At 60.7% G+C, this 22,826-nt stretch carries 7 protein-coding genes; 4 read left to right on the plus strand and 3 right to left on the minus strand.

Annotated elements, in window-relative coordinates:
• Positions 1–222: 222 nt before the first annotated feature.
• The 3 genes from OZY47_RS08210 to menB form a co-directional block, all read right to left on the minus strand.
• A complete protein-coding gene (locus OZY47_RS08210) occupies positions 223–8,163 on the minus strand; it encodes a DUF5979 domain-containing protein (protein WP_277177882.1) in 7,941 nt (2,646 codons plus the stop codon).
• 485 nt (positions 8,164–8,648) lie between these two features.
• Entirely contained in the window at positions 8,649–10,454 is a 1,806-nt protein-coding gene (locus tag OZY47_RS08215) for an AMP-binding protein (protein WP_277177883.1), read from the minus strand.
• Positions 10,455–10,959: 505 nt separating this feature from the next.
• Positions 10,960–11,784 (minus strand): 1,4-dihydroxy-2-naphthoyl-CoA synthase, encoded by an 825-nt coding sequence (gene menB / locus OZY47_RS08220; protein WP_277177884.1) that lies wholly within the window; start codon positions 11,782–11,784, stop codon positions 10,960–10,962.
• Positions 11,785–11,881: 97 nt separating this feature from the next.
• Here menB and OZY47_RS08225 point away from each other — a divergent pair, with 97 nt between their 5' ends.
• From OZY47_RS08225 to OZY47_RS08240, 4 genes are all read left to right on the plus strand, one after another.
• Positions 11,882–12,247: a PaaI family thioesterase gene (locus OZY47_RS08225; RefSeq protein ID WP_277177885.1), complete on the plus strand. Its 366-nt coding sequence runs from the start codon at positions 11,882–11,884 to the stop codon at positions 12,245–12,247.
• Between the two features lie 435 nt (positions 12,248–12,682).
• A complete protein-coding gene (locus OZY47_RS08230) occupies positions 12,683–14,143 on the plus strand; it encodes an ATP-binding protein (protein ID WP_277177886.1) in 1,461 nt (486 codons plus the stop codon).
• A gap of 742 nt (positions 14,144–14,885) precedes the next feature.
• Complete coding sequence (locus tag OZY47_RS08235) at positions 14,886–16,052, plus strand: ATP-binding protein (protein ID WP_277177887.1); 1,167 nt, start codon at positions 14,886–14,888, stop codon at positions 16,050–16,052.
• Between the two features lie 450 nt (positions 16,053–16,502).
• The gene (locus OZY47_RS08240; RefSeq protein ID WP_277177888.1) at positions 16,503–22,703 is read left to right on the plus strand and encodes a BspA family leucine-rich repeat surface protein; all 6,201 of its coding nucleotides are present in this window, start codon (positions 16,503–16,505) and stop codon (positions 22,701–22,703) included.
• The last annotated feature ends 123 nt before the right edge of the window (positions 22,704–22,826 follow it).

Consider the following 22,826-nt stretch of genomic DNA (forward strand, 5'->3'; position numbering starts at 1 on the left):
AACTTGCTGTCGGCACGCAGATTCATCCAGTTCGGGACTGGAGTGGACAGATTGGAACGCTCGTCCAACGCGAGCGCAGCGCATAACCGAGCACCTGATGAAACGGCTTGCCGCGATTTAGCCACCACAACCGTTGCAAGCCACCACCACGCCGAAACAGACTGGCGGCCAGACGCAATATCAAATCGCGTCTGGCCGCCAGTCTTATTTATAGTCAGCTAATCAGGACTGCTGGCTAGGGCCTTCGGAATCGGCCGAACCACTGCCTGAAGCACTGGCAGAGTCTGGCGAGACGCTGGCGCTTTCGCCGCCATCGCTCGCGCCGCTGGCGTCTACGGAACCGTCGCCATCGCCATCGCCGCCGGCCCCGGCCGCGCCAGCACCAGCATCGCCGTCGTCACCGGTCGTGGAGCGACGACGCATGTAGACGATCGCGCCACCTCCGGCGAGCAGGACGATGACCAGGATCACGATGCCTGCGACCGCCGCGCCCGTGGAGGCCATGGACGGCTTGTCGCGGAAGACATCGGTGATGGTGATGGTGTTGCCGGGGCGGGCCTCACCCACGATCCTGTCGCCGTCGCGCGGGTCGATCGAGAAGGAATCGGCACCGGCGGAATCCGTCTGTTCCACCACGCAACGCGCGCCGAGCAGGATGTCGTCGAGCGTGGTGCCGTAACCGTTCGAGGCGTTGAGCTCGAAGCTGGTGGAGTCACCGCCGCCCAGGTCGATCGCGGTGGGCTGGCCGTCGCGCTGGTAGGTGCAGGTGGCCTTGATCCTGAACGGACCGTTGCCACGCGAACGCACGGCGCTCTCGTCGCCGGTACGGTTGAGCACGATCGGCACCTGGGCGACGTCGAACCCGTCGGTCTCCGCCAAGGCGACGTCGCTGATGCCGCTATGGAAGGTGATCACCGGGTCGTCGGGGCCGGGCGTGCTGGGAGGCGACGGCGGCGAGGCGGGCTGGTGGGCGATGGTGACGCGGCCGTTGCTCGGCTTGAAGGTGTGCGTCGTGCCGCCCGCGTGCGTCGTCTGGGTGACGGTGCACTGCGTGCCGGCCGGGTAGACGCCGTAGGTCTTGGAGCCGTTGCCGCTGATGTCGAAGCTCTCGTCGAGCAGGTGCTGGCCGCGATAATCACAGACCGCGTGGAAGCGGACCGGGGCGCTGCCGTAACGCGCGGCGCCCGCACCGGAGACCGTGCGGTTGACCGTGACCGTGCCGGCGTCGTAGTGGTTGGTCACCGTGGTGGCCACCAGGCTGGCGAGGTCGCCCGCGCTGCCGTCGCCCACGTGCACGCTGGCGGTGCCGTCGATGTTGGTGGTGACGTTGGTGCCGGTAAAGACCGTGGTGTCGGCGGCCGAAGGATCGGTCTCGTTGACGATGCAGGTGGCGTTGGCCGGGATCGTGTCGGCCGGGGCGTTCCATACGCCGTCCTTGTTCAGGGTGAAGTCGACGTGGTCCGCACCGCTGAAAAGCACCGCCTGGTTGTCGGTGGTCTTGCAGGTGACCCTGAAGCCGAACGGGCCGAGCACGCCCTGGTTGGCGTGGGTGTCGACGCGCTTGGTGACGCTCATGCCGGAGTAGCGGTAGGTGTTGGTGATCTTGGCCGTCTGGCTGACGTCGACCGCGTTGGTCGGGTTGCCTGAGCCGTCGAGGGTGTCGGAATGGGCGATCGTCATATCGCCGGTGGCCGCGCCGTTGACCTCGACCGCGCGTTCGGTCTCGCCGAACTGGCCTGGGTCGCCTTCCTCCGCGACCGTGCAGGTGGTGCCGTCGCTGGGGGCCGAGCCGACGCTCAGCGGGATGTCGGGCTTACGCGCCGAAGCGTAGGTGCCGTCGATCTGCTTGACCAACGCCAACGTGCCGTGGTCCGCGCCGCCGAACAGGATCGCCTGCCCGTCCGCCGTCTTGCACTTCACGGTCGCGTTGATCGTGGCCGGCGTATAGGCGCTGGCCGCCGCTCCCGTGACCACCTTGCCGACCTTCACGGAACCGGTGGCGATGCGCGTGCCGAAACGCAACGGGGCCGAGGGGTGCATCGAGCCGTCAAGCGAGGTGTAGAGGATGCCGAACTGGCCCCAGGCCTCCTGCACACCGGCGGTCTGGTCGATCGAGACGGGCACCGACGGGTCAGAATCGTCCGCCATCGGGCTCGGGGTGGGCGCCGGAGCCGGGGTGTTCTTGGAGACGTAGGTGACGTCCGCGCCCTTGCCGGGCTTGAGATTGCCGTCGCTGGAGGTCGTGAAATCAAGCGTGACTCGCAGGCCGGTGACCTTCGACCAATCGGTGACGCTGCCGGCCGCCACCCATGTGGAAGCCGAGCAGGCCGTGTTCGCCGGAGTGCTCGAGATGCCGGGCAGCGTGCCCCAGGTACCCACGCAGGCTGAGCTGTCGGTGGAGGCCTCGATGGTGGCCGTCGTGCCGGCGGGCGCGCCCACCACCTGCGGGGCCTCGGTGAGCCCGGAGTGGTAGGTGGAGCCGCGGTAATCGCCGCTGGCCACCACGCTCTTGTCGTGCTTGACCGGGAGCTGCTCGAAGAACTGCACCTGGTTGACCGCCGTCGTGCCGGCGTTGACCATGTGCAGCACCCAATGGTCCTTGCCGTCCACGGCCGTGTTGGCGCGGCACGGGGAGCGGTAATAGTTCTGGCCGTCGAGCGCGATGAGCGTCGGGGTGCAGGCCTGGGTCGGGTCGAGCGTGTTGACCGCGCCGTCCAGGCTGCCCTTTACGCCGCCGACGATATAGATGTTCTCGCCGCTCGACGGGGTGATGAAATCGGTGACCTTGCCGCCGATGGTGTTCGAGCCATCGAAGACGGGGTCGACGGAGTTGACGTGGCCGGGTGCGTAAGACAGGCTGACCAGGTGCTGCGTAGTGGTGACCGTGACCGGCAGGTTGACGTTCGAACCGGCCGTCGCGCCGGGCTCGACCTCAAGCCAGATGACGAACTTCGCCACCTCGCCCGGGAGCATGCGGTTCTTGTGGTCCGCGGTGGGCCAGGTGAGCACCACCTTGCTCGGGTCGGTGGCGTCGAGCGTCGGGGTGGTGGTGAGCTCGCCCGGCGAACTGCCCACCGTGCCCGGCGTGAAGGTCATCGGATGGGCCGGATCGCCCGGGCCTCCCTGGCCGGTGAAACGCAGCTCGGTGGGCAGGTCGGCGGTCACCTTGTCGATGTTGAGGTAGCTGTTGCCAATATTTGCAATGGTGACCTCCCAAGGCACCATCTGGCCGACGCTGGCGGAAGGCGTGCCGTTGTTGGCCACCTCGCTGACGCCAAGGCCGGGGTCGCCGAAGCCCCAGACCATCGGGGTGCTGGTGTCGTCGGAGGTGGTCTGGTCAGGGTTGACGCCGTCGTTGAGCTTGCTTTCCGACTCCACGGAGGCCGCGTTGGGCTCGCTGCCGGGGTAGGTGACGGCTTGCGTGTCGTCATCGCGCACGGTCTGGCGCTGCACCACCTGGTAGCCGGCCTGCGCGCCCCAAGCGACGTTGCCGGAATTGCTGAAGAGCTGGAGATTGCCAGCGACATCGGGGTTGGTGAAGATGAAACGCAACCCTTGGATCTGGTTATATTGCGAGGACGCCACAGGCATGGTGTAGGCCGCGCTGCCGCCCGGGAGCTGCGCTTGCTCGTCGCCATACTTCCATTCCATCGCGTCGCCGGGGCCGAACGGGCCGTAAGCGCCGATCTGCACCTTGGTGGCCCCCGCCGGGAAGGTGAGCTGTGTGAGGCCGGTGAAATCGAAGTTCTTCCAGAAATGGCCTGTCTTGGTGCTGCTGCCGTCGAGGCCTTGGCCGTCGGGCCAGCTGGTGAGCGTCACCTTGGTGGGCGAAAGCGTGGAGACCTGGCCGGCGTTGCCGCTCGAGGAGACCAGGCCCACGACCTGCGGGGTCTGCGGGTTGACGTTAACCAGGTTGTTGGGGGTGATGCTCTCGTTGATGCTCGCCAGGAGGCTGCCGGTGCGGTAGTTGATCGTGTTGCTGACGAACTTGGTGGGCTTGTCGTTGACGCCGGAGTCCGTGATGGGCGCGTAGATCTGCGCGGTGGCGCGGGTGGTCTCGCTGGTGTTGTTATCCGCGGCCTTGGGCACGAAGGGCTTGTTGGTGGAGCGCACCGTGTCGCGCACGCGAGTGGTCAGCTTGAGATGGACGTAATTGCCCTTGATCAGCGTCGGGCCGACCGTGGCCGGGTCGGAGGAACCTTGGAAGGTGACCGAGACGGCGACCACGTTGGCCAGATCGGACTCGGTCATCGCGTTGGCCTGGGCGGCCGTGGTGATCGAGGGGTCGACGGTGAAGGTGCCGGTGCCCGTGGCGAAGTTCGTGGGCGTATAGCGAAGGATGTAGACGCGCGAATCCGCAAGCGAGACCTGGCCCGGGTCATCGGAGCTGATCTCGATTTTGGTGAGCGTCTGACGGTTGAAGATGTTGGGCATCGAGGTGGCGGAATCAAGCTTGCCGGTGCCCATATCGGGAATCTGGGCGGACGTGAACGGGTTCTGCGTGGCCGCCAGCGGGGTGTTGGCGGTATAGCAGCCGGTCTGGTTGCTCGTGTCGCACTCCGAGGGCGTGGTGATGCGCAGATAGGAGGCGCGGTTCGGCGAATCGTTGGTGGCCGAGATGTCGTAGGTCTGCGACGGGTAGGAGCTCGACGGGGTCGAGGAAAGGTGCGGCGGAACCAGCAGGCTGTAGGTGTTGCCCGCGCCTTCCTTGATGGCGGCCTTGTAGTCGACGATGTCGATCTTGTTGCCGTTGAGCGCGACGTAGTCCACCGTGCTCGGGTGGTGAACGGGGTCGGCGGCGGTGCGCCTCGTGGATTCCAACCTGACGTTCTGCGGCTGGGGATGGTCCGTATCGCCGGAGTGGTTCACGCTGCCGGTGACGAAGGCGCTGGTGACGCGGTTCCTGTCGCGAATCTGCCAGTTCGCGGGGAAATCACGCGTCTGGCCGGCGGCGACTATGCCGGAATTGGGCTGGGGCACGAAGGGCTTGCCAGCGGCGATGTCGGCGGTGCGGGTGGCGTCGTCGGGCACGAGGTGCACCTCAAGGCCGGTGATGTCATTGGCATCGGCCGAAGGCACCGTATAGCCCTTGAAGGAATGGTCGGCGTTCTGCCAGCTGCCGCCGGGCGCGGCGACCACCTCCCATGAGCTGGTGGAGGCGCGGTAGACGCGCACCTGGGTGATCTTGTCGTACTTGAGGTACCAGCCGTTGGTGTAGGCGGTGTCGGAGGCGGCGATCGGGTTGATCGACACCAGATTGAAGACGTCGTTCCACTTGTCGTTGTGGGCGCCCGCGTCGGCGTAATCCGTCACGTCGCCGGACTGCTTAAGCGTCACCGAGGTCATGTCGCTGTCGATGCCCCACTTGAGGTGCGAGGTGATGACCTTGTTGGAGAGGGACGGCACGGAATTGGTCGCGTTGTCGGAGTCGGCGGGATCGGTGTAGTTGACGCTGATCCAATCGTTGACCTGGTAGAAATCCTCCCCCGGCGGAATCACCGGCGTGTGGAAGGCGAGGACGCCCACCTGGCTCTCGTTGGTCGCGTCGACGTCGAGGGCGTTCGTGTCGATCTGGTCGTTGTCGTCGGTCTTGCCCGAGGCGGCGAGGCTGGTGGTGTTGCCGTACTTGTATTTCGTGGGCTTCTGCGGGTCGGGAACGTCGATTTCGTCGGTGGCTCCGCTGCCGTCGCGCTTGCTGGCGCGGGCGGTGAAGCTGACGTACTGCGAGATGGCGGTGCTGCCGGAGAAGGCGTTGTTGCCGGCGTCGGCCTCGAGTTTGAAGCGGATGCCGGTGACTTGGTCGAGCGTCGCGCCGGGATGGGCGGTGTCGAGCTTGCTGGCCAGGTCGGCGTGGTTGACGCTATAGAGGTAGCTCGCGGCTTGCGGGGCCTTGGTGTCGAGGTCGATCCAGCCGACGCCGGGGATGTTGACGCTCACCGTGAGCCTGGTGTGGGCCGGGATCGGGGTGGACTCGATGGCGTTGAGGTTGAAGGAGTTCCAGAAATCGTTGCCGTTGGCGCCCGGGGTGCCCGCAGTGATCGTGCCGAGGCCGCTGATGGTCTTGTCGGACCAGGAATCCTCGACGGTGATGACGTTGGGCTGGAGGTAATCGGTGCTCGCGCCCGTGGTCTCCTGGTAGGCGACCACCGCGTTATGGCCGATCGGCACGGCGTCGCTGGGGTTCACGGTCTTGTTGACCGTCACGTGGATCTGTGGCTTGACCAGCGTCATCGTGGCGGGCGGGGCCGTGGCCGAGTTGGAGGCGGTGTTATGCGCGGTGACCGTGGCCTTGGTGTTGGAATCCGTGAAGTCCTTAGTGGTTTGGCCGTCCGGGAACGCGTAGCTGCTGGGGGATTTGATGACGTAGGGAATCGTCGTGTTCGCGCCGGCGGGGATCGGGTTGTTGGTGCCGCCCGGGGCTGGCGTGGAGCCGAACTTGACCTCGAAGGAGGCGATGTCGCCGGTGGGCCCGGCGGGAATCGCGCCGTTGGCGAAGCTCACCTCCTGGTCGGGCTGGGTGCTGTCGAGCATGTGGTAGATCACCTTGCCGCTATCGGCGCCCGAAGGGTAGGAAATAGCACCTTTGAAGCCGCCGAATTTGATATCGGAGCTGAAGAAGTTCTTGCCGACGACGACATCCATCTTACTGACCGCGCTGCTGCCATTGGTGAGCACGACCGTGCCGGTGGACTTGTTGCCTGCCGGGTGGCGGGCCGGGTCGAAGGTCTCTCCGACCGTCACGCCGAGCTGCGCGGGCGAAAGGGTGACCGTGGCCGGGGCCGAGGCCGTGGGTGTGCCAAGCTGCGAGCCCTGCGCGGCGTTGGCCTGCACGACGGGGCTCAGGGTGGAGGCGGTGCTCAGCTCGATGAGCGGGGCGTCGGTGGCGTCGTTGCGGTCGGTGGAGCGCTGCTTGAGGTTGAGGGTGATCGGGTCGGAGGTGGCGGCGTTCGGGAGCATCGTGCCGCCGGTGAAGGTGAAGCGCAGGCCGGCCACCTCGGCGTTGCTCACGGAACCGGGGAGCGCGAAGGTGGCGCTCGGCGTACCGGTGACCCAGCCGTATTCGCCGGTGGAGCCGTTCTTCACATAGGCATCAACCTGCACGCGCGTGGCGCCGGTGGGCATCGAGGTGGAGCCGAAGCCGTTGAAATCAAAGAGGCGGAAGGGGTTGTTGGGGTCGAGGGAGGTGGCGCCGCTGGCCGGGGCCTGGGCGTCCTGCGGCATCTGCGCGATGACCTTGTCGGCGTTGATGTTGGAGGTGTTGGTGACGTTGAGTTTGAGCGTCTCGCTCGCGCCGGGCGCGTAGGTGGTGCTGGCCGGGTCGAAAGTGCCCGTGGCCTGCGCTTGCAGCATGGCGTCGATGCTCACCTTCGCCGTGGCGCTGGCGGTGACCGGCTTGGAATTGTCGGCCGAAAGCGTGGCCGGGTTGACAATGTCGGTCTTGTTGCGCGGATCGTTCGGCGAGAAGTTCGCGGGCACCTGCACGGTCAGGCTGACAGTGCCGTTCATGCCTACGACCAGGCCGGTTTTGCTGACTCCGTCGTCGACGAATTGCTGGCCAGGGGTGAGGGTGAAGGAGGTGTTGGTGCCGATGGCCGAGGGGGTGCCGGGCAGGCTCGCGCCGCCCTCTTTCCACGCGACGTTGGCCTGGAGGCCCGGGCTGACGTAGAAATCGGTGATGGGGAAGCCTTGCAGGGCGGCCGGGATCTGGTCGGTCAGGGAGGCGTTCTCGCAGTTGGTCTCGGAGCAGCCGATGCCGAACTGGAAGGTGAACTTGTCGCCGGGATGGAGGGCGGTGGCGTTCGCGCCGTCGACGCCGTAGACGGACTGGGCGAAGTTGAGGAACTGGTATTCAGGGTCGCCTTGCGGGCCGACAGTGGCCTTGGAACTGGGCTTGCTGCCTTGGCTGATGCCACCGTTATCGCTCGACTTCGGGGAGGCGCTGGAGCTGCTGGAATCGTTGCCACCGCTGGGCTCGGCGCTGTTGGCCGTGGCGACGATGCCGCCCGTGAGCAGCGTGGCGACCGCGGCGAGCACCGCCGCCAGACGCGTGACGTTGTGCGCCGCGCCCATGCCCTTGCCTTTGGCACTATGTTTGCCATGCGTTGAGTTCTCGAACTTCTCGGCGGCATGCCTCATTGGACGACGGTTGTCGAACAGACTCATGTCTTGACTCCTCTGACCCCTTGAATCAATACCCACGGCGTACGTGCGGCGGCGAGAAGAGTCTCTTGAGCCCTCCCCAGACGCCGTACAAACGTAAACCCTTTGCCTATCAGCAATAAAGTATTATTACTAAAAACATTTAATACAATCTTATCAGCGCATTACATAACTGATAATACAACAAACTGTAATACAATATCTAATAGATTGGAATCATTGGGTTTAGGAGTGACATTTCGGACCATGCTCCATATTTTAAGAATGGAATAACAATACTTTTATTTGATTAAAAGCTTAAACGTAATACTTAATGTATCTAGTTTGTCAAACTCGATAGACCTTATTGTCTAATTAACCGAATCGCGCACATTCGCCGCTTCCCCACGCCTGGGAAAATCGACGGCCCAGCCACGCCACGACACGCGGGATTAAGCCCCAAGACGAATCCTTCCACATCATCTCGGGGCAATTCGAATTTTCGGCCTTCAACGCTTGCCGAGAAGGAAGCGACGGACCTTGCCGGTGCTCGTGCGCGGCAGGGAATCGACGCGATAGAAACGCTTCGGCACCTTGTAATGGGCCATGCGCAAGCGGCCGAACTCGCGCCACTTCGCGCCCTGTTCGTCCTGGTCGTCCGGCTTGGCCTCCGGCTCTTCCGGCCCCTTCACCCCAGCCTCCGAGCCTTTGCAAACGACGTAGGCGACCGGCACCTCGCCCCACTTCTCGTCGGGTTCGGCGGTCACGGCGATCTCGTCGATGCCCGGGCAGTCGGCGTAGACGCGCTCGATCTCCTCGGGGAAGACGTGTTCGCCGCCCGAGATCATCATGTTGTCGAGCCGGCCGTCGACGTAAAGGTAACCGTCGTCGTCAAGGTGGCCCACATCGCCGGTACGGTACCAGCCATCGGCGGTTTTCCTGACCTCGAAGACGCCCGGGTGGTTGAGATAACCGGGCGTGAGCGCACCGGTTTTGATGAGGATCTCGCCGGTGTCGGGAGCGAGCTCGAGCGAGGTGGTGAAGTAGGGCTTGCCGCTCGCCAGCAGCTTGCGGCCGCCGTCGTCCGTACCGGTGCCGACGATCTGCGAGCAGGTTTCGGTCATGCCGTAGGAGCGCACCACCACCATGCCGAGCGCGTGGCAGCGTTCGAGCAGGGCGAGGTCGGTTTTCTCGCCGCCGAGGATGAAGCCTTTGAAAGTGGGCGAATAACCGAAGTTCGGGGCAGCCTGGGCGGGCTGAGTTGGCAGCGGCTTGGCGGACGGGACTTTCGCCGGGAAAGCGGGCACCGAAGGCGAGGCGCCGTTCTTCGCGCCGACGGAAACCGGATCGCGAGCGCCGAGCGCGTCCGCCACGCGCCGCTCGTGCTCGGGCACCAGCTCCTTGAGCATCGTGGGCACCACGGAGACCCACGTCACCGGCTCGTTGGTGAGGATGCGCTCCATCTCAGGGGCGTCGAAATGGCTCATCAGGCGCACGGTGACGCCGAAAATCAAGCCACGCAGGATGATCGAATAACCGCTGATATGAAAAATCGGGACGGCGCAGAGCCATTCGTCGGAGGGGCTTGTGCCAAGATTCAGCGCCACGCTTGTCGCCGAAGTGAAGTGGTTGCGCACGGTCTGCTGGATACCTTTCGGCGCGCCCGTCGAGCCGGAGGTGAACATGACGCTCACCACCTGGTCGTCGCTGAACTCGCGCGGAATCGGCGGGGCGGAGACGATGGGATCCGTCTCGTCATCGCTGTTATCGCTTGCGAGGTTCTTCGCCGTGGTTTCTTTGGGTTTCCGGGATTCCGCGGATTCCGGCACGGAGAAACGATAGACCGAAACTGGATCGCCCGCAGCCCGCCGCGTATCTGCCGAGGCCACGTCACCACCAAGCCGATAATCGTCCGCCTTGGCGAACACCTCGTCGAATCCTGCTATACGAATACTGCCATCATCGCCAGCAACAACGTTCACCAGCAGATCGGCGGGCAAACTGTCATCCTTGAGGCAGCAGGCCACTCCGGCGTCGCGCATCTGGCCGACGAGCTCGTCGTTGGTCAGGCGCTTGTTGAGCCACACCACCGTCTTGCCGTATAGCAGCAGCGTGACGGCAAGCAAATAGCCGCGGACGTTGTTGTTGGAGACCATCGCGACCCGTTGCGTCTTGAACGCGCCGAACCCATCGAGCGCAGCTCCCAGCCGTTGCGCCTGCTCGAACACATCGCCGAACGTATAGCGCACCTCGCCGTCGTCCACCGCCACGCGCTCCGGCGTGAGCATCGCGCGTTTCAGCACCCAGTTATCCATAGCAGATTCTCCAAATCACTCCACCAACAACCCAATTCCCGCAACCCCGCAACCTGTTACGAAACGGCACCCCACACAACCGTAAAGTCCGTCCCCTTACAGGCCCCCATCCACTCCCTGTCACAAAACGGCACCTGCCGCAACACAAGAAGCCGTTTCGTCGCAGGAACACTCACTCCCCGTCACGAAACAGAACCTCGCATTATCGCAGAGTCCGTTTCACCACAGGAACACTTGCTCCCAGTCACGAAACGGAACCTGCCACAGCACAAGAGTCCGTCCCCTTACAGGCCCATCCGCTCCCTGTCAGGAAGCAGAACCTGCCACAACACAAAAAGCCGTTTCATCACAGAGCTGCCCACACCCTGTCAGGAAACCGCACCTCGCGCTACCTCACAGTCCGTTTCATCACAGCAAGCTCCACTCCCCGTGAGGGAACGGCACTTACCCGCGTCTCAAAGTCCGTTTATTCACAGAACTCCACGCGACCGACGCAGCCCGAGGATCACGGGAACTTCGGGAACTGCTCGAAGTTGGGCTTGCGCTTCTGGTTGAAGGCGTCGCGACCTTCCTTCGCCTCGTCGGTGGTGTAGAAGAGCATCGTCGCGTCGCCGCCGAACTGCTGCAGGCCGGCGAGCCCGTCGGTCGCGGCGTTCATGGAGGCCTTGATAAAGCGCAGGGCCATGGGCGACTTGGTCAACAGCTCGTCGCACCACTTGAGCGTTTCCTCTTCGATGTCGGCGAGCGGCACGACCTTGTTGATCCAGCCCATCTGCAACGCCTCTTCGGCGGTGTAGAAGTGGCCGAGGAACCAGACTTCCTTCGCGCGCTTCTGGCCAATGACGTCGGCGAGCAGACCGGAGCCATAGCCCGCGTCGAAGCTGCCAACCTTGGGGCCGGTTTGGCCGAACTTGGCGTTGTCGGCCGCAATCGTGAGGTCGCAGACCAGCTGCAGCACGTTACCGCCGCCGACCGACCAGCCCTTGACCATCGCGATGACGGGCTTGGGGATGATGCGAATGAGGTGCTGCAGGTCGAGCACGTTCAGGCGCGGGACCTGGTCGCTGCCGACGTAGCCGCCGTTGCCTCGCACGCCCTGGTCGCCACCCGACGAGAAGGCGAGATCGCCCGCGCCGGTGAAGATGATGACGCCGATCGTCGCGTCGTCACGGCAGATGGTGAAGGCGTCGAGCAGCTCCTCGATGGTCTTCGGCGTGAACGCGTTGCGCTTTTCAGGCCGATTGATGGTAATTTTGGCTATATGGTCGAGTCTGTCGAAGAGTATCTCATCGTATTGTTTGACAGTCTCGAAATCGTGACTTGTCGCCATGTTGCTGTTGCTCCTTAGCGCGTCATGTCCCCTTATTGTTTGCCGTCGAACGATTCCATCGCGTCAGCGGCACGTATCACGAAGGTGAGGCTCGGTTATGTCACTTGCGAATTATCTGGGTATCGAACAGCAGGAGATCTCGCGGTCAAAGGTCATCCTAACATTGCCGGTTACCGACAAGGTGTTGCAGCCGTTTGGACTGCTGCACGGCGGAGTGAACGCGGTTCTGGCCGAGGAGGCCGCCAGTTTGGGCGCTATGGCGCGGCTTGACGCCTCCCACGTGGCTGTCGGCGTCGACATCACCACCCATCATTTCCGCCCGGTGACGTCCGGCCGCCTGACCGCCACCGCCGTGCCGGAGAACGTGGGTAAAACGTTGCAAACATGGCGCGTGGAGGTGCGTCTGGGCAGCAAGCTCACCAGTATCTCGACAGTCACATTAGCTGTCCGCGAACGCCAGTAGCCCGGGCAGCCCCACCGCAATCGCAAAAAGCAGACCGCCAACGGCAAAAGGATAGAACCAAAACACCGCACCATGCCATCAAAGGCCCTGCCGCACCTCACATATCGCACGCCGATTTCTTACGGCCGCCATGACGTTATCGTTATCGGCTCACCGAAATCAAGAAACCCCGGACGAGGCCACTGCGGCAGGCCTTAATAATGCCTGCATCCCCGCACCTTGCGCCTCATCCGTGGCAAGTCGATAGCCGTCCGCCACACTTCAATACCAAAAATTCTTACTTTCCTCCACTTTCCTGACAAACTCAAAAACACACTCCCACAAACTGACCAAAAATCAAAAACGTTGAAATACCAACGATTCTTCCACTTTCACGAGAGCAAATCTCACTTTCCTCCACTTTCTTTTTGGACAATTTAGGTAGATAATGAAAGTATGGAAAATCTCACGACCTTAGTGACACATCTTTGCGGATTGCCACACGAGACCGAATGGCTGGAATTCAAGCACAATAAATACAACCCTGACATGATAGGTGCGGACATTAGCGCACTGGCGAACAGCGCGGCACTCGCCAAATGCCCGTTCGCTTATATGATTTGGGGAGTCGACGACAAGACACACGATATCGTGGGAACCACGTTCGATCATCAGGACCAGTCTGTGGGCGACCAGGAACTTGACAACTGGCTTCGCTCGTTACTTTCCGACAACGCTGAAATTGATTTTCTCAACACTAAAATAGCTGATTCGCCTATGGTCATTCTCCGTGTCGGCAAAGCCGTCAACCGGCCGGTCACCTTCAAGAAGACCGCATACGTGCGCGTCGGCAGTTACACCAAGAAACTCCACGACGTGCCCTCAAAGCAAATAGCGCTATGGGACGTCTTGCGATCAAGCCGTTTCGAAACAGGCCTAGCCAAGGAAAATCTGCATAACGAGGATGTTGTCTCCCTACTAGACACTCAGGCATACTTCGACGGAATCGGCAGGCCCTACCCATCGACTTCCGCCACCGTCCTCAAATACCTTGCCGACGAAAACATCATCCATAAGCAAGACAACGGGCTCTGGGCAATCACCAATCTCGGAGCCATGCTCTTCGCCAAACGCCTTCGTGATTTCAATCGTCTGAAGCGCAAAACGGTTCGCATCGTCAATTACCAGGGCGACGACAGGCTGTCCGCAAGCAAGGAGGAAGTCTACGAATCCGGATACGGCGTCAACTTTGAGGGACTGCTGACGCTCATCAGCGCATTGGTGCCTTCCCATGAAATCATCGGCACTGCCTTGCGCGAGGAACAGAACGACTATCCCAAAGAAGCCGTTCGAGAAGCCGTGGCCAACGCTCTGATTCACCAAGACCTTTCCGTCACCGGAGCAGGACCAATGATAGAGATATTCGCCCACCGTATGGAAATCACCAACCCTGGCTCCCTCACCGTCGATCCGATGCGTATCATCGATACTCCTCCCCAATCCCGCAACGAGGACATGGCCTCGCTCATGCGTCGCATGAAAATCTGTGAGGAACGAGGCACTGGTTGGGACAAAATTGCCAATGCTTGCGAACTTGCGGAACTCCCCTCGGCGAAAATACGCAATTATGAAAATGGCACACGCGTAATTCTCTATACCAAACGACCGTTCTCACGAATTTCAGAAGAAGATAGAGAATGGGCCTGCTATATGCACGCCTGCCTACGCTATGTCAACGAGAGCGAGGAAACGACCTATATGACCAACGGCAGCCTGCGCCAACGATTTGGCCTCGAACCAAAGTCTCAGCCGACAATATCCAAGCTCATCAAGAAAACAGGCGAACGCGGACTTATCAGACCACTAGATCCCGACGCGTCACCACGCTACAAAAAATATGTTCCGACGTGGGCATGACCGCTCTCGACAAACTGACGGCAGCGGAATGAAGGAAGACACAAGCAGAGGGATGCTACTCATCTTGTTTACTTTCCTCCACTTTCCTGACAGGTTGGGAATAGCACTTTAAGGAATTAAAGAGAAATTAAAAGTGGCGAAATTCCAACGATTCCGCCACTTTCTCGGCAGAGTTTTTCACTTTCCTCCATTTTCCCGACAAGCTCCAAAACATGTTCTTTCAAACTAGCCAAAAATCAAAAACACTGGAATACCAACGATTCCGCCACTTTCGCAAGAGCAAATCTCACTTTCCTCCACTTTCCTGACAAACTCAAAAACACACTTTCCCAAACTGGCCAAAAATCAAAAACGTTGAAATACCAACGATTCCGCCACTTTCTTAGGAATAGATCTCACTTTCCTCCACTTTCCCTACAGTTCCGTAAAGAATAAAATCGCAAATGCGCCTGATAAACACAATGCCGATTTTTGAGCAACATTAATCAAATGGGCTGCTTGAAATTTATGGAACAGCACTTGCTGAAGTTCGGGAATAGACTCTGCAGAAATTCAAAAGCAAACCACCTAGCAGCGCTTATAAAGCCGGATTCCGCGTAGCTAAGTCATGATTTTACGGTATCCTAAGTCAATATTTTCGCAAATCCTAAGTCATGATTTTACAACTCCCTAAGTCATGATTTACAATGACGCTAAGTCAGGATTTTAACGAGAGAGCCGCAAACTGGAAGGAGCACAGCGAATGATTCCGCGTCTTCTCGCCGATCAGGCACGCAAGCTGGCGGGCTGGTTCCCCGTGGTCTCCGTCACCGGCCCGAGGCAAAGCGGCAAATCGACCTTGATCCGAGCCACCTTCCCGAATTACGAATACATCAATCTCGAAAACCCGGACATCCGCCGCACCGCGAACGAAGACCCCGTGGGCTTCATCCAAAACCGCCCCTCCAAGCTCATCCTCGACGAGGCCCAGTACGCGCCGGACCTGTTCTCGATGATCCAAGTCGCCTCCGACGAACGCAACGAACCTGGCCAATACATCCTCTCCGGCTCGCAAAACTTCCTGCTACTCAAAAACATCAAGCAGTCCCTGGCTGGCCGCGTCGGTATCCTCAAGCTGTTGCCGCTCTCCTTCGCCGAAGCGCAGAAATCCGAGCAAAAGCCGTCGCCGGACGAATTCATGCTCAGGGGCGGCTATCCGCGCCCCTACGACACGGGCATGGATCTTTCCGCTTATTTCTCCAGCTACATCGGCAGCTATCTGGAACGCGACGTGGCCGACTACCTCGACGTGCGCGACGTATCCACGTTCCGTACTTTCCTGCGCCTCTGCGCGCAAAACGCCGGCAACCTGCTCAACTACACGCACATGGCCTCCGACCTTGGCGTCTCGTTCCGCACGGTGAAAGGCTGGCTTTCCATCCTCGAGTCGAGCTACATCACGTTCCCGCTCCTGCCCTATTTCAAAAGCGCAGGCAAACGGCTGACGAAAACGCCGAAGTTGTATTTCTACGACACCGGTCTGCTCTGCCACCTACTCGGTATCAAAACCCTGCCGCAGCTCCTCATACACCCCATGCTCGGCGCGATTTTCGAGAACCTCATCATCGCCGAAACCGCGAAGCACCATCTCAACGACGGCGTGGAACCTGAACTCTGCTTCTACCGGGACTCCTCCAAACGCGAGGTCGACCTGCTCGACCTCACCGATTCCGAACACCCGCTGATAGCCGAAATCAAGTCCTCCCAGACCTACCACGGCAAGTATGGGGCCACCCTCACCGAAATTGGCGAAGCGTTGGACATCGGCGCAGAAAACCGCGCAGTGATCTACCGGGGCGAAGGCGACATCAGCACCAAGCAGTTCAAGGTGCTCAACGGCGGCGCCTACCTCGAGTTCTCAAGAAAATAGCGAATCGACTCTGCGGTGGTGCCAAGAGCCATCCAACCCGCCGAAATTTGTTTGCCTGGGATTGCACGATTTTGGCACTCAAACCAGCAAAACGTTGAAATACCAACGAAAATTTGTTTGCTTGGATTGCACGATTTCGGGTTATTGGGCAAAAGTGTCGTCTTAAACCGACTGAAACCGACGCTTCGCAAAACGCCCAACAATGATGTCTCTTCCAACCTTCCAACACGAGATCGTCGCGAGCCATATTCTGCGGCGAGCTATCGCCTCTTCCCCACCAGGCCTTTTGCGTCGAATACGCTCAATCTCCATGAAATATTTTTCATACGGTTAAACATCCTACGAAACTACACAATGTAAGACATGATTGTACTGTAGAAACGATATTCTTGATTACGTATGATTATTTAGACCCAAGGTTAGGCGCGGGCTTTACAAGGGGGCTTTTGGATGGCGTTGCGGCACAACGGTATTGGCGGCAAGATCGCGGTCATGCTCACCGCCCTTGCGCTTCTATCCGCCAATGCCCCCGCAGCCGAATCCGACGTTCCGGCAGTCCAAGCGAGTCTCTCCCCAACAACGACCTCCGAAAGCCTCGCGACCCCACAACCGCAGGACTTGACACCGGCTCCCGATAGCGGCCAAACTCCAGATACCACACCCGTAACGCCCGGCACAAAACCCGCAAAGCCCACCCCCAAGCCGGCAACCCCCAACACGGACGCGGGCACTTCCGCCGACAACTCCAAGTCACCCCAACAGCATCACGCCCAAACCCCCAACACCGTAGGCCCGCAGGACGCGACCTGCAACCAGCCGGGTGAGCACCAATGGCATGGCAACGACGGCGGCGTCGGCATCGGCAATCCCGTCACCCTTAACTGGAACGAGCACGTCGACGGCAATGACTGCGTGCTGGAGCTGGAAAGCGGGGTCGAAGCCGACTTCGGGTACATCAATGACGGCAGCGCACCAATCCCCTGGCACGACCCCAGCGTGACCAAGCTCACCGTCCGGCATCACGCAGGCACACCAGAGGACCCCAAAGTCAAGGCCCTCGACGGATACGGCCTCTTCGACGGACACAACCTGCCCAACCTCAAAACCGCCGACCTCGCCGAACTCGACGTCAGCCAAGCCGCGAACCTCAACTCGGTATTCCGCGACCATCTCAGCCCTTTGACCATCACCGGACTAGACAAATGGAACACCGCCGCGGCAACCGACATGGGCTTCATGTTCGATCAGTCTTCAGGCATCACCAGCCTCGACCTGTCCAACTGGAACACCCACAACGTCACCAGCATGACCGCGATGTTCCGCGCCTGCACCAACCTAAAGACCATTGGCAACCCCGGACTCGACATTCCCGAGGGCATAAGCACGACCGAAATGTTCAAAGATGCGACAAGTCTGCCCTGCCTCACCAAGACTGGACGGCACCACTGGGCACTCAATGGCAACACCCTCAATTGGAACGAGCACACCGATACCGACAACATAGGCTGCGTGCTGGAGCTGGAAAGCGGGGTCGAAGCCGACTTCGGGTACATCAATGACGGCAGCGCACCAATCCCCTGGCACGACCCCAGCGTGACCAAGCTCACCGTCCGGCATCACGCAGGCACACCAGAGGACCCCAAAGTCAAGGCCCTCGACGGATACGGCCTCTTCGACGGACACAACCTGCCCAACCTCAAAACCGCCGACCTCGCCGAACTCGACGTCAGCCAAGCCGCGAACCTCAACTCGGTATTCCGCGACCATCTCAGCCCTTTGACCATCACCGGACTAGACAAATGGAACACCGCCGCGGCAACCGACATGGGCTTCATGTTCGATCAGTCTTCAGGCATCACCAGCCTCGACCTGTCCAACTGGAACACCCACAACGTCACCAGCATGACCGCGATGTTCCGCGCCTGCACCAACCTGACTGCGCTTGACCTCAATAGCTGGGACACCACACAAGTCACTGCCACGACCGAGATGCTGCCCGCGAACCTCAAGGCCCTCCGTCTCGGCAAGAAGACCACACTCAAGAACGCCGCCGGCAACAACGCCTTCTCCAACGTCGCCAACGCCACCTGGGCGGATAAGAGCGGGAGCCACAACCCACCGGACAGTCTCACTCCGCCATGGAGCGGCAATACCAGTGCATTGGCCACACGCGCCGCAACCAATAGCCCAGCCGGCGAGTACGTCGTCACCACTTTCAGCTACACGTTCCCGACCGCGTGCACCCAACCCGGCACCTATACCTGGGAAACTCTCACTTGGAGCGAAACGCTCACCGGCGAAGGTGAGAATGCGGAATGTGTGCTCAGCCTCGACTCCGGCACCGTGCCCGACCACGCGGGCACAACGGTGACCACAGGGATCCCGTGGACCGATGACAGCGTCACCAAAGTCACTGTCAAGGAAGGCGTCAAGCTCGCGCCCAACACCGGCGAGACCGCATACGCCGGCGGCCGCATGCTGTTTGGCAGGCTCCCCAAGGTCAAGACCATCGACGTCACCAACCTCAACGGCTCCGGCAACACCAGCATGTTCGGCATGTTCTGGGAAGACCCGGTCCTCGAACGAATCGACGGGCTCAAGAAACTCGACACCAGCAAAGTTACCGACATGGTGGGCGTGTTCAACGTCACCAGCCTCACCAGCCTCGACCTCAGCGGCTGGGACACCCACAACGTCATCGACATGACCTATCTCTTCACCAATAGTCCGAACCTTAAGACGCTTGATCTCAACGGCTGGGACACCAGCAACGTCACTAACATGAACACGATGTTACCGGCAAATCTGCAGGCAATCAGGCTCGGCAAGAAGACCAAGCTATTGAACGATCCGTCGAAAGCCGCTTTCGCCAACGTCGCCAACCAAAACTGGGCGGATAAAAGCGGAAGCCACAACCCACCGGACAGCCTCACTCCGCCATGGAGCGGCACCACCGTCCAACTAGCCACACGCGCTAGTACCAGCCCGCTCGGTGAATACGTCGTCTCAACTTTCAGCTACTCGTTCTCGGTCGCGTGCACCCAGCCCGGCACCCACACCTGGGGCACGCTCACTTGGAGCGAGACACTCACCGGCGAAGGTGAGAATGCGGAATGTGTGCTCAGCCTCGACTCCGGCACCGTGCCCGACCACACGGGCACAACCATGGCTCCCGGAATCCCATGGACCGACGACAGCGTCACCAAAGTCACCGTCAAGGAAGGCGTCAAGCTCGCGCCCAACGCCGGCGAGACCACATACGCCGGCGGCCGCATGCTGTTTGGCAGGCTCCCCAAGGTCAAGACCATCGACGTCACCAACCTCAACGGCTCCGGCAACACCAGCTTGTTCGGGATGTTCTGGGAGGATCCGGTCCTTGAAACCATCACCGGCATCAACAACCTTGACACCAGCAAGGTCACCGACATGGTGGGCGCATTCAACGTCACCAGCCTCACCAGCCTCGACCTCACCAAATGGGACACCAGCAACGCCACCGACATATCCTATCTCTTCGAGAATTGCCCGAACCTCACCACCATCACCGGCATCAACAAATGGGACACCCGCAAGGCCACCAATACGGCATACATGTTCAAGAATGACACCAGCCTCACCACGCTCGACCTCAACAGCTGGGACACCACCAACGTCACCAACACAGTCGAGATGCTGCCACCGAACCTGCAGGCGCTACGCCTCGGCAAGAAGACCACACTTAAGAACGCCACAAACAACGCCGCATTCGCTGACGTGAATCAGCCCGACACCTGGGTCGACAAGAGCGGGAGCCATAACCCTGTATGGGGACTCGGCTCCGCTTGGACCGGCAATACCAATGCATTGGCCGCACGCGCCGCGACCGACAACCCAATTGGCGAATACGTTATCTCCAGTGTCAGCTATTCATTCCCGACGGCCTGCACACAGCCCGGCAGCCATAACTGGGACACCCTCACCTGGAGCGAGACGCTCACCGGCGAGGGCGAGAGCGCGGAATGCGTGCTCAGCCTCGACTCCGGCACAGTGCCCAATCACAATACCGGCGATATATACAACACCCAAGTTCCCTGGACCGATGATAGCGTCACCTCCGTCACCGTAAAGCCGAACGTAAGCCTCGCATCGGCCGGCGGTCGCTTTCTGTTCGGCAGGCTGCCCAAGGCCCAAACCATCGACGTCACCAACCTCAACAGCACCGGCAACACCGACATGTTCGGTATGTTCTGGGAGGATCCCGTCCTCGAGACCATCGCCGGACTCAAAAATCTAGACACCAGCAGCGTGACCAGCATGCGCGGCACGTTCAACGTCTCCGGCCTCACCGGCGTCGATGTCAGTGGCTGGAACACCAGCAACGTCACCGACATGAATGGCATCTTCGCCAACAACCCCAACCTCAAGACGCTCGACCTCAACGATTGGGACACCACGCATGTCACCGATATACAGGACATGCTCCCGGCAGGCCTCCAAGCCCTCCGTCTCGGCAAGAAGACCACACTCAAGAACGCCGCCGGCAACAACGCCTTCTCCAACGTGAGCGACCACACCTGGCTCGACCAGAGCACCAATCCCAGCAGCACAGTCGGCAACACCGCCGCGCTGGCAACCCGCGCTGCGGGCACCAGCCCCGCCGGAGAATACATTGTTGATGGATTCAGCTACACGTTCCCGATCGCCTGCACCCATCCCGGCACCAACACCTGGGACACGCTGACCTGGAGCGAGACGCTCGAAGGCGAGGGCGAGAGCGCGGAATGCGTGCTCAGCCTCGACTCCGGCACCGTGCCCAACCACAACGGAGGCATCCTGAACACCTACGTCCCATGGACCGGCGACAACGTCACCAAGGCCACCGTCCAGGCCGGGGTCAAGCTCGCGCCCAACACCGGCCAGACCACCTACACCAGCGGCAGCTACCTTTTTGCCAATATGCCAAAACTCAAAAGCGCCGACGTCGGTAATCTGACAACCACAGGCAACACCAGCATGGAAGGCATGTTCTACAAAACCCCAAATCTTGAAACCCTCACGGGAACGGAAAACTGGGACACTTCCAGCGTCAAAAACATGAAAAGCACCTTCAACGCCACTAATCTCGCCAAGATCAATGTCTCGAATTGGAACACTCACAACGTCACCAGCATGAACGTTATGTTCACTAACTGCCACGAACTCACACAAATAACCGGCATAGGCGACTTGGATACTTCCTTTGTCCGCAACATGGGCGCTATGTTCTCCGGCGACTACAAACTCACCAGCCTGGACCTCAACAACTGGAACACCACACAGGTCAACAACATGAGCTTCATGTTCTACAACGACTACAAACTCACCAGCCTGGACCTCAACAGCTGGAACACAGCAAGCATCACAAACGCCACAGCTGTGAGCGAGATGCTCCCGCAGAACCTGCAGGCCCTGCGCCTCGGCAAGAAGACCAAACTCGCCACCACCGCATTCTCTCCTGTGAACCAGTCCGTCACATGGGTGGACAAGAGCGGAAGCCACAACGATCCCTGGACCCTCAACCCGTCTTGGAGCGGCACCACCAGCGAGCTGGCAACCCGTGCAAGCACCACCCCGCTCGGCGAATACGTCGTCTCCGGCGTCACCTATTCGTTCCCGACCGCGTGCACCCAGCCCGGCAGCCACACCTGGGGCACGCTGAACTGGAGCGAGACGCTCACCGGCGAGGGTGCGAACGCCGAATGCGTGCTCAGCCTCGACTCCGGCACCGTGCCAGACAACTCCGCGGGCACCCCCACAACCACCGGCGTCCCCTGGTCCGACGACAGCGTGACCAAGGCCACCGTCCAGGCCGGCGTCAAGCTCGCGCCCAACACCAGCGAGACCACCTACGCCGGCGGCGCCTTCCTGTTCGGCAGGCTCCCCAAGGTCAAGACCATCGACGTCACCAACCTCGCCACCGCCGGCAACACCAGCATGCAGGGCATGTTCTGGGAAGATCCGGCGCTCACCTCCATCACCGGGCTCAAAGGCTTCGACACCAGCAAGGTCACCAACATGAACAGCACCTTCAACGTCACCAGCCTCTCCAGCCTCGACGTCAGTGGTTGGCACACCGGCAACGTCACCGACATGAACGGCATCTTCAGCAACAACCCCAACCTCACGACCATCACCGGCATCAACAAATGGAACACCGGCAAGGTCACCGACACAGGCGACACGTTCCTCAACGACACCAGCCTTACCACGCTCGACCTCAACGGCTGGGACACCACCAGCGCCACCAGCATGGACGGCATGCTCCCGCCGAACCTCAAGGCCCTGCGCCTCGGCAAGAAGACCACACTCTCCAACACCACCAACAACAAGGCCTTCGCCAACGTCAACCAGCCCGACACTTGGGCCGACACAAGCGGGATGAGCAGCCCGACATGGAGCGGAAACACCAACGCACTGGCCGCACGCGCCGCAACCACCGCCCCAGCGGGAGCCTACGTCATCAGCACCTTCAACTACACGTTCCCTCCGCTACCCCTCAGCGCGCTGCCTTTCACCGGCCTCACGCGCCAGCAGATCCTACGGATTCTGGTTCTTCTCTTGGTCGGCGCGATTGCCTTCGCAGCGGTGGCCATCACCCGTCACCTGCACAACCGCAAAATCGCGCAGCACTAGAAACCGCTCTCCATTTTCGACGGTCGCATTAGCCGTGCGCGAGCACTTCTTTGGGAATTCCTGTAGTAGGCCATGCGAAAGTTCGGGAGTAGGTGCTGCTAAATCTATGGAATAGACACGCCA

The organism is Bifidobacterium sp. ESL0790, assembly GCF_029395435.1.
Taxonomy (GTDB): domain Bacteria; phylum Actinomycetota; class Actinomycetes; order Actinomycetales; family Bifidobacteriaceae; genus Bifidobacterium.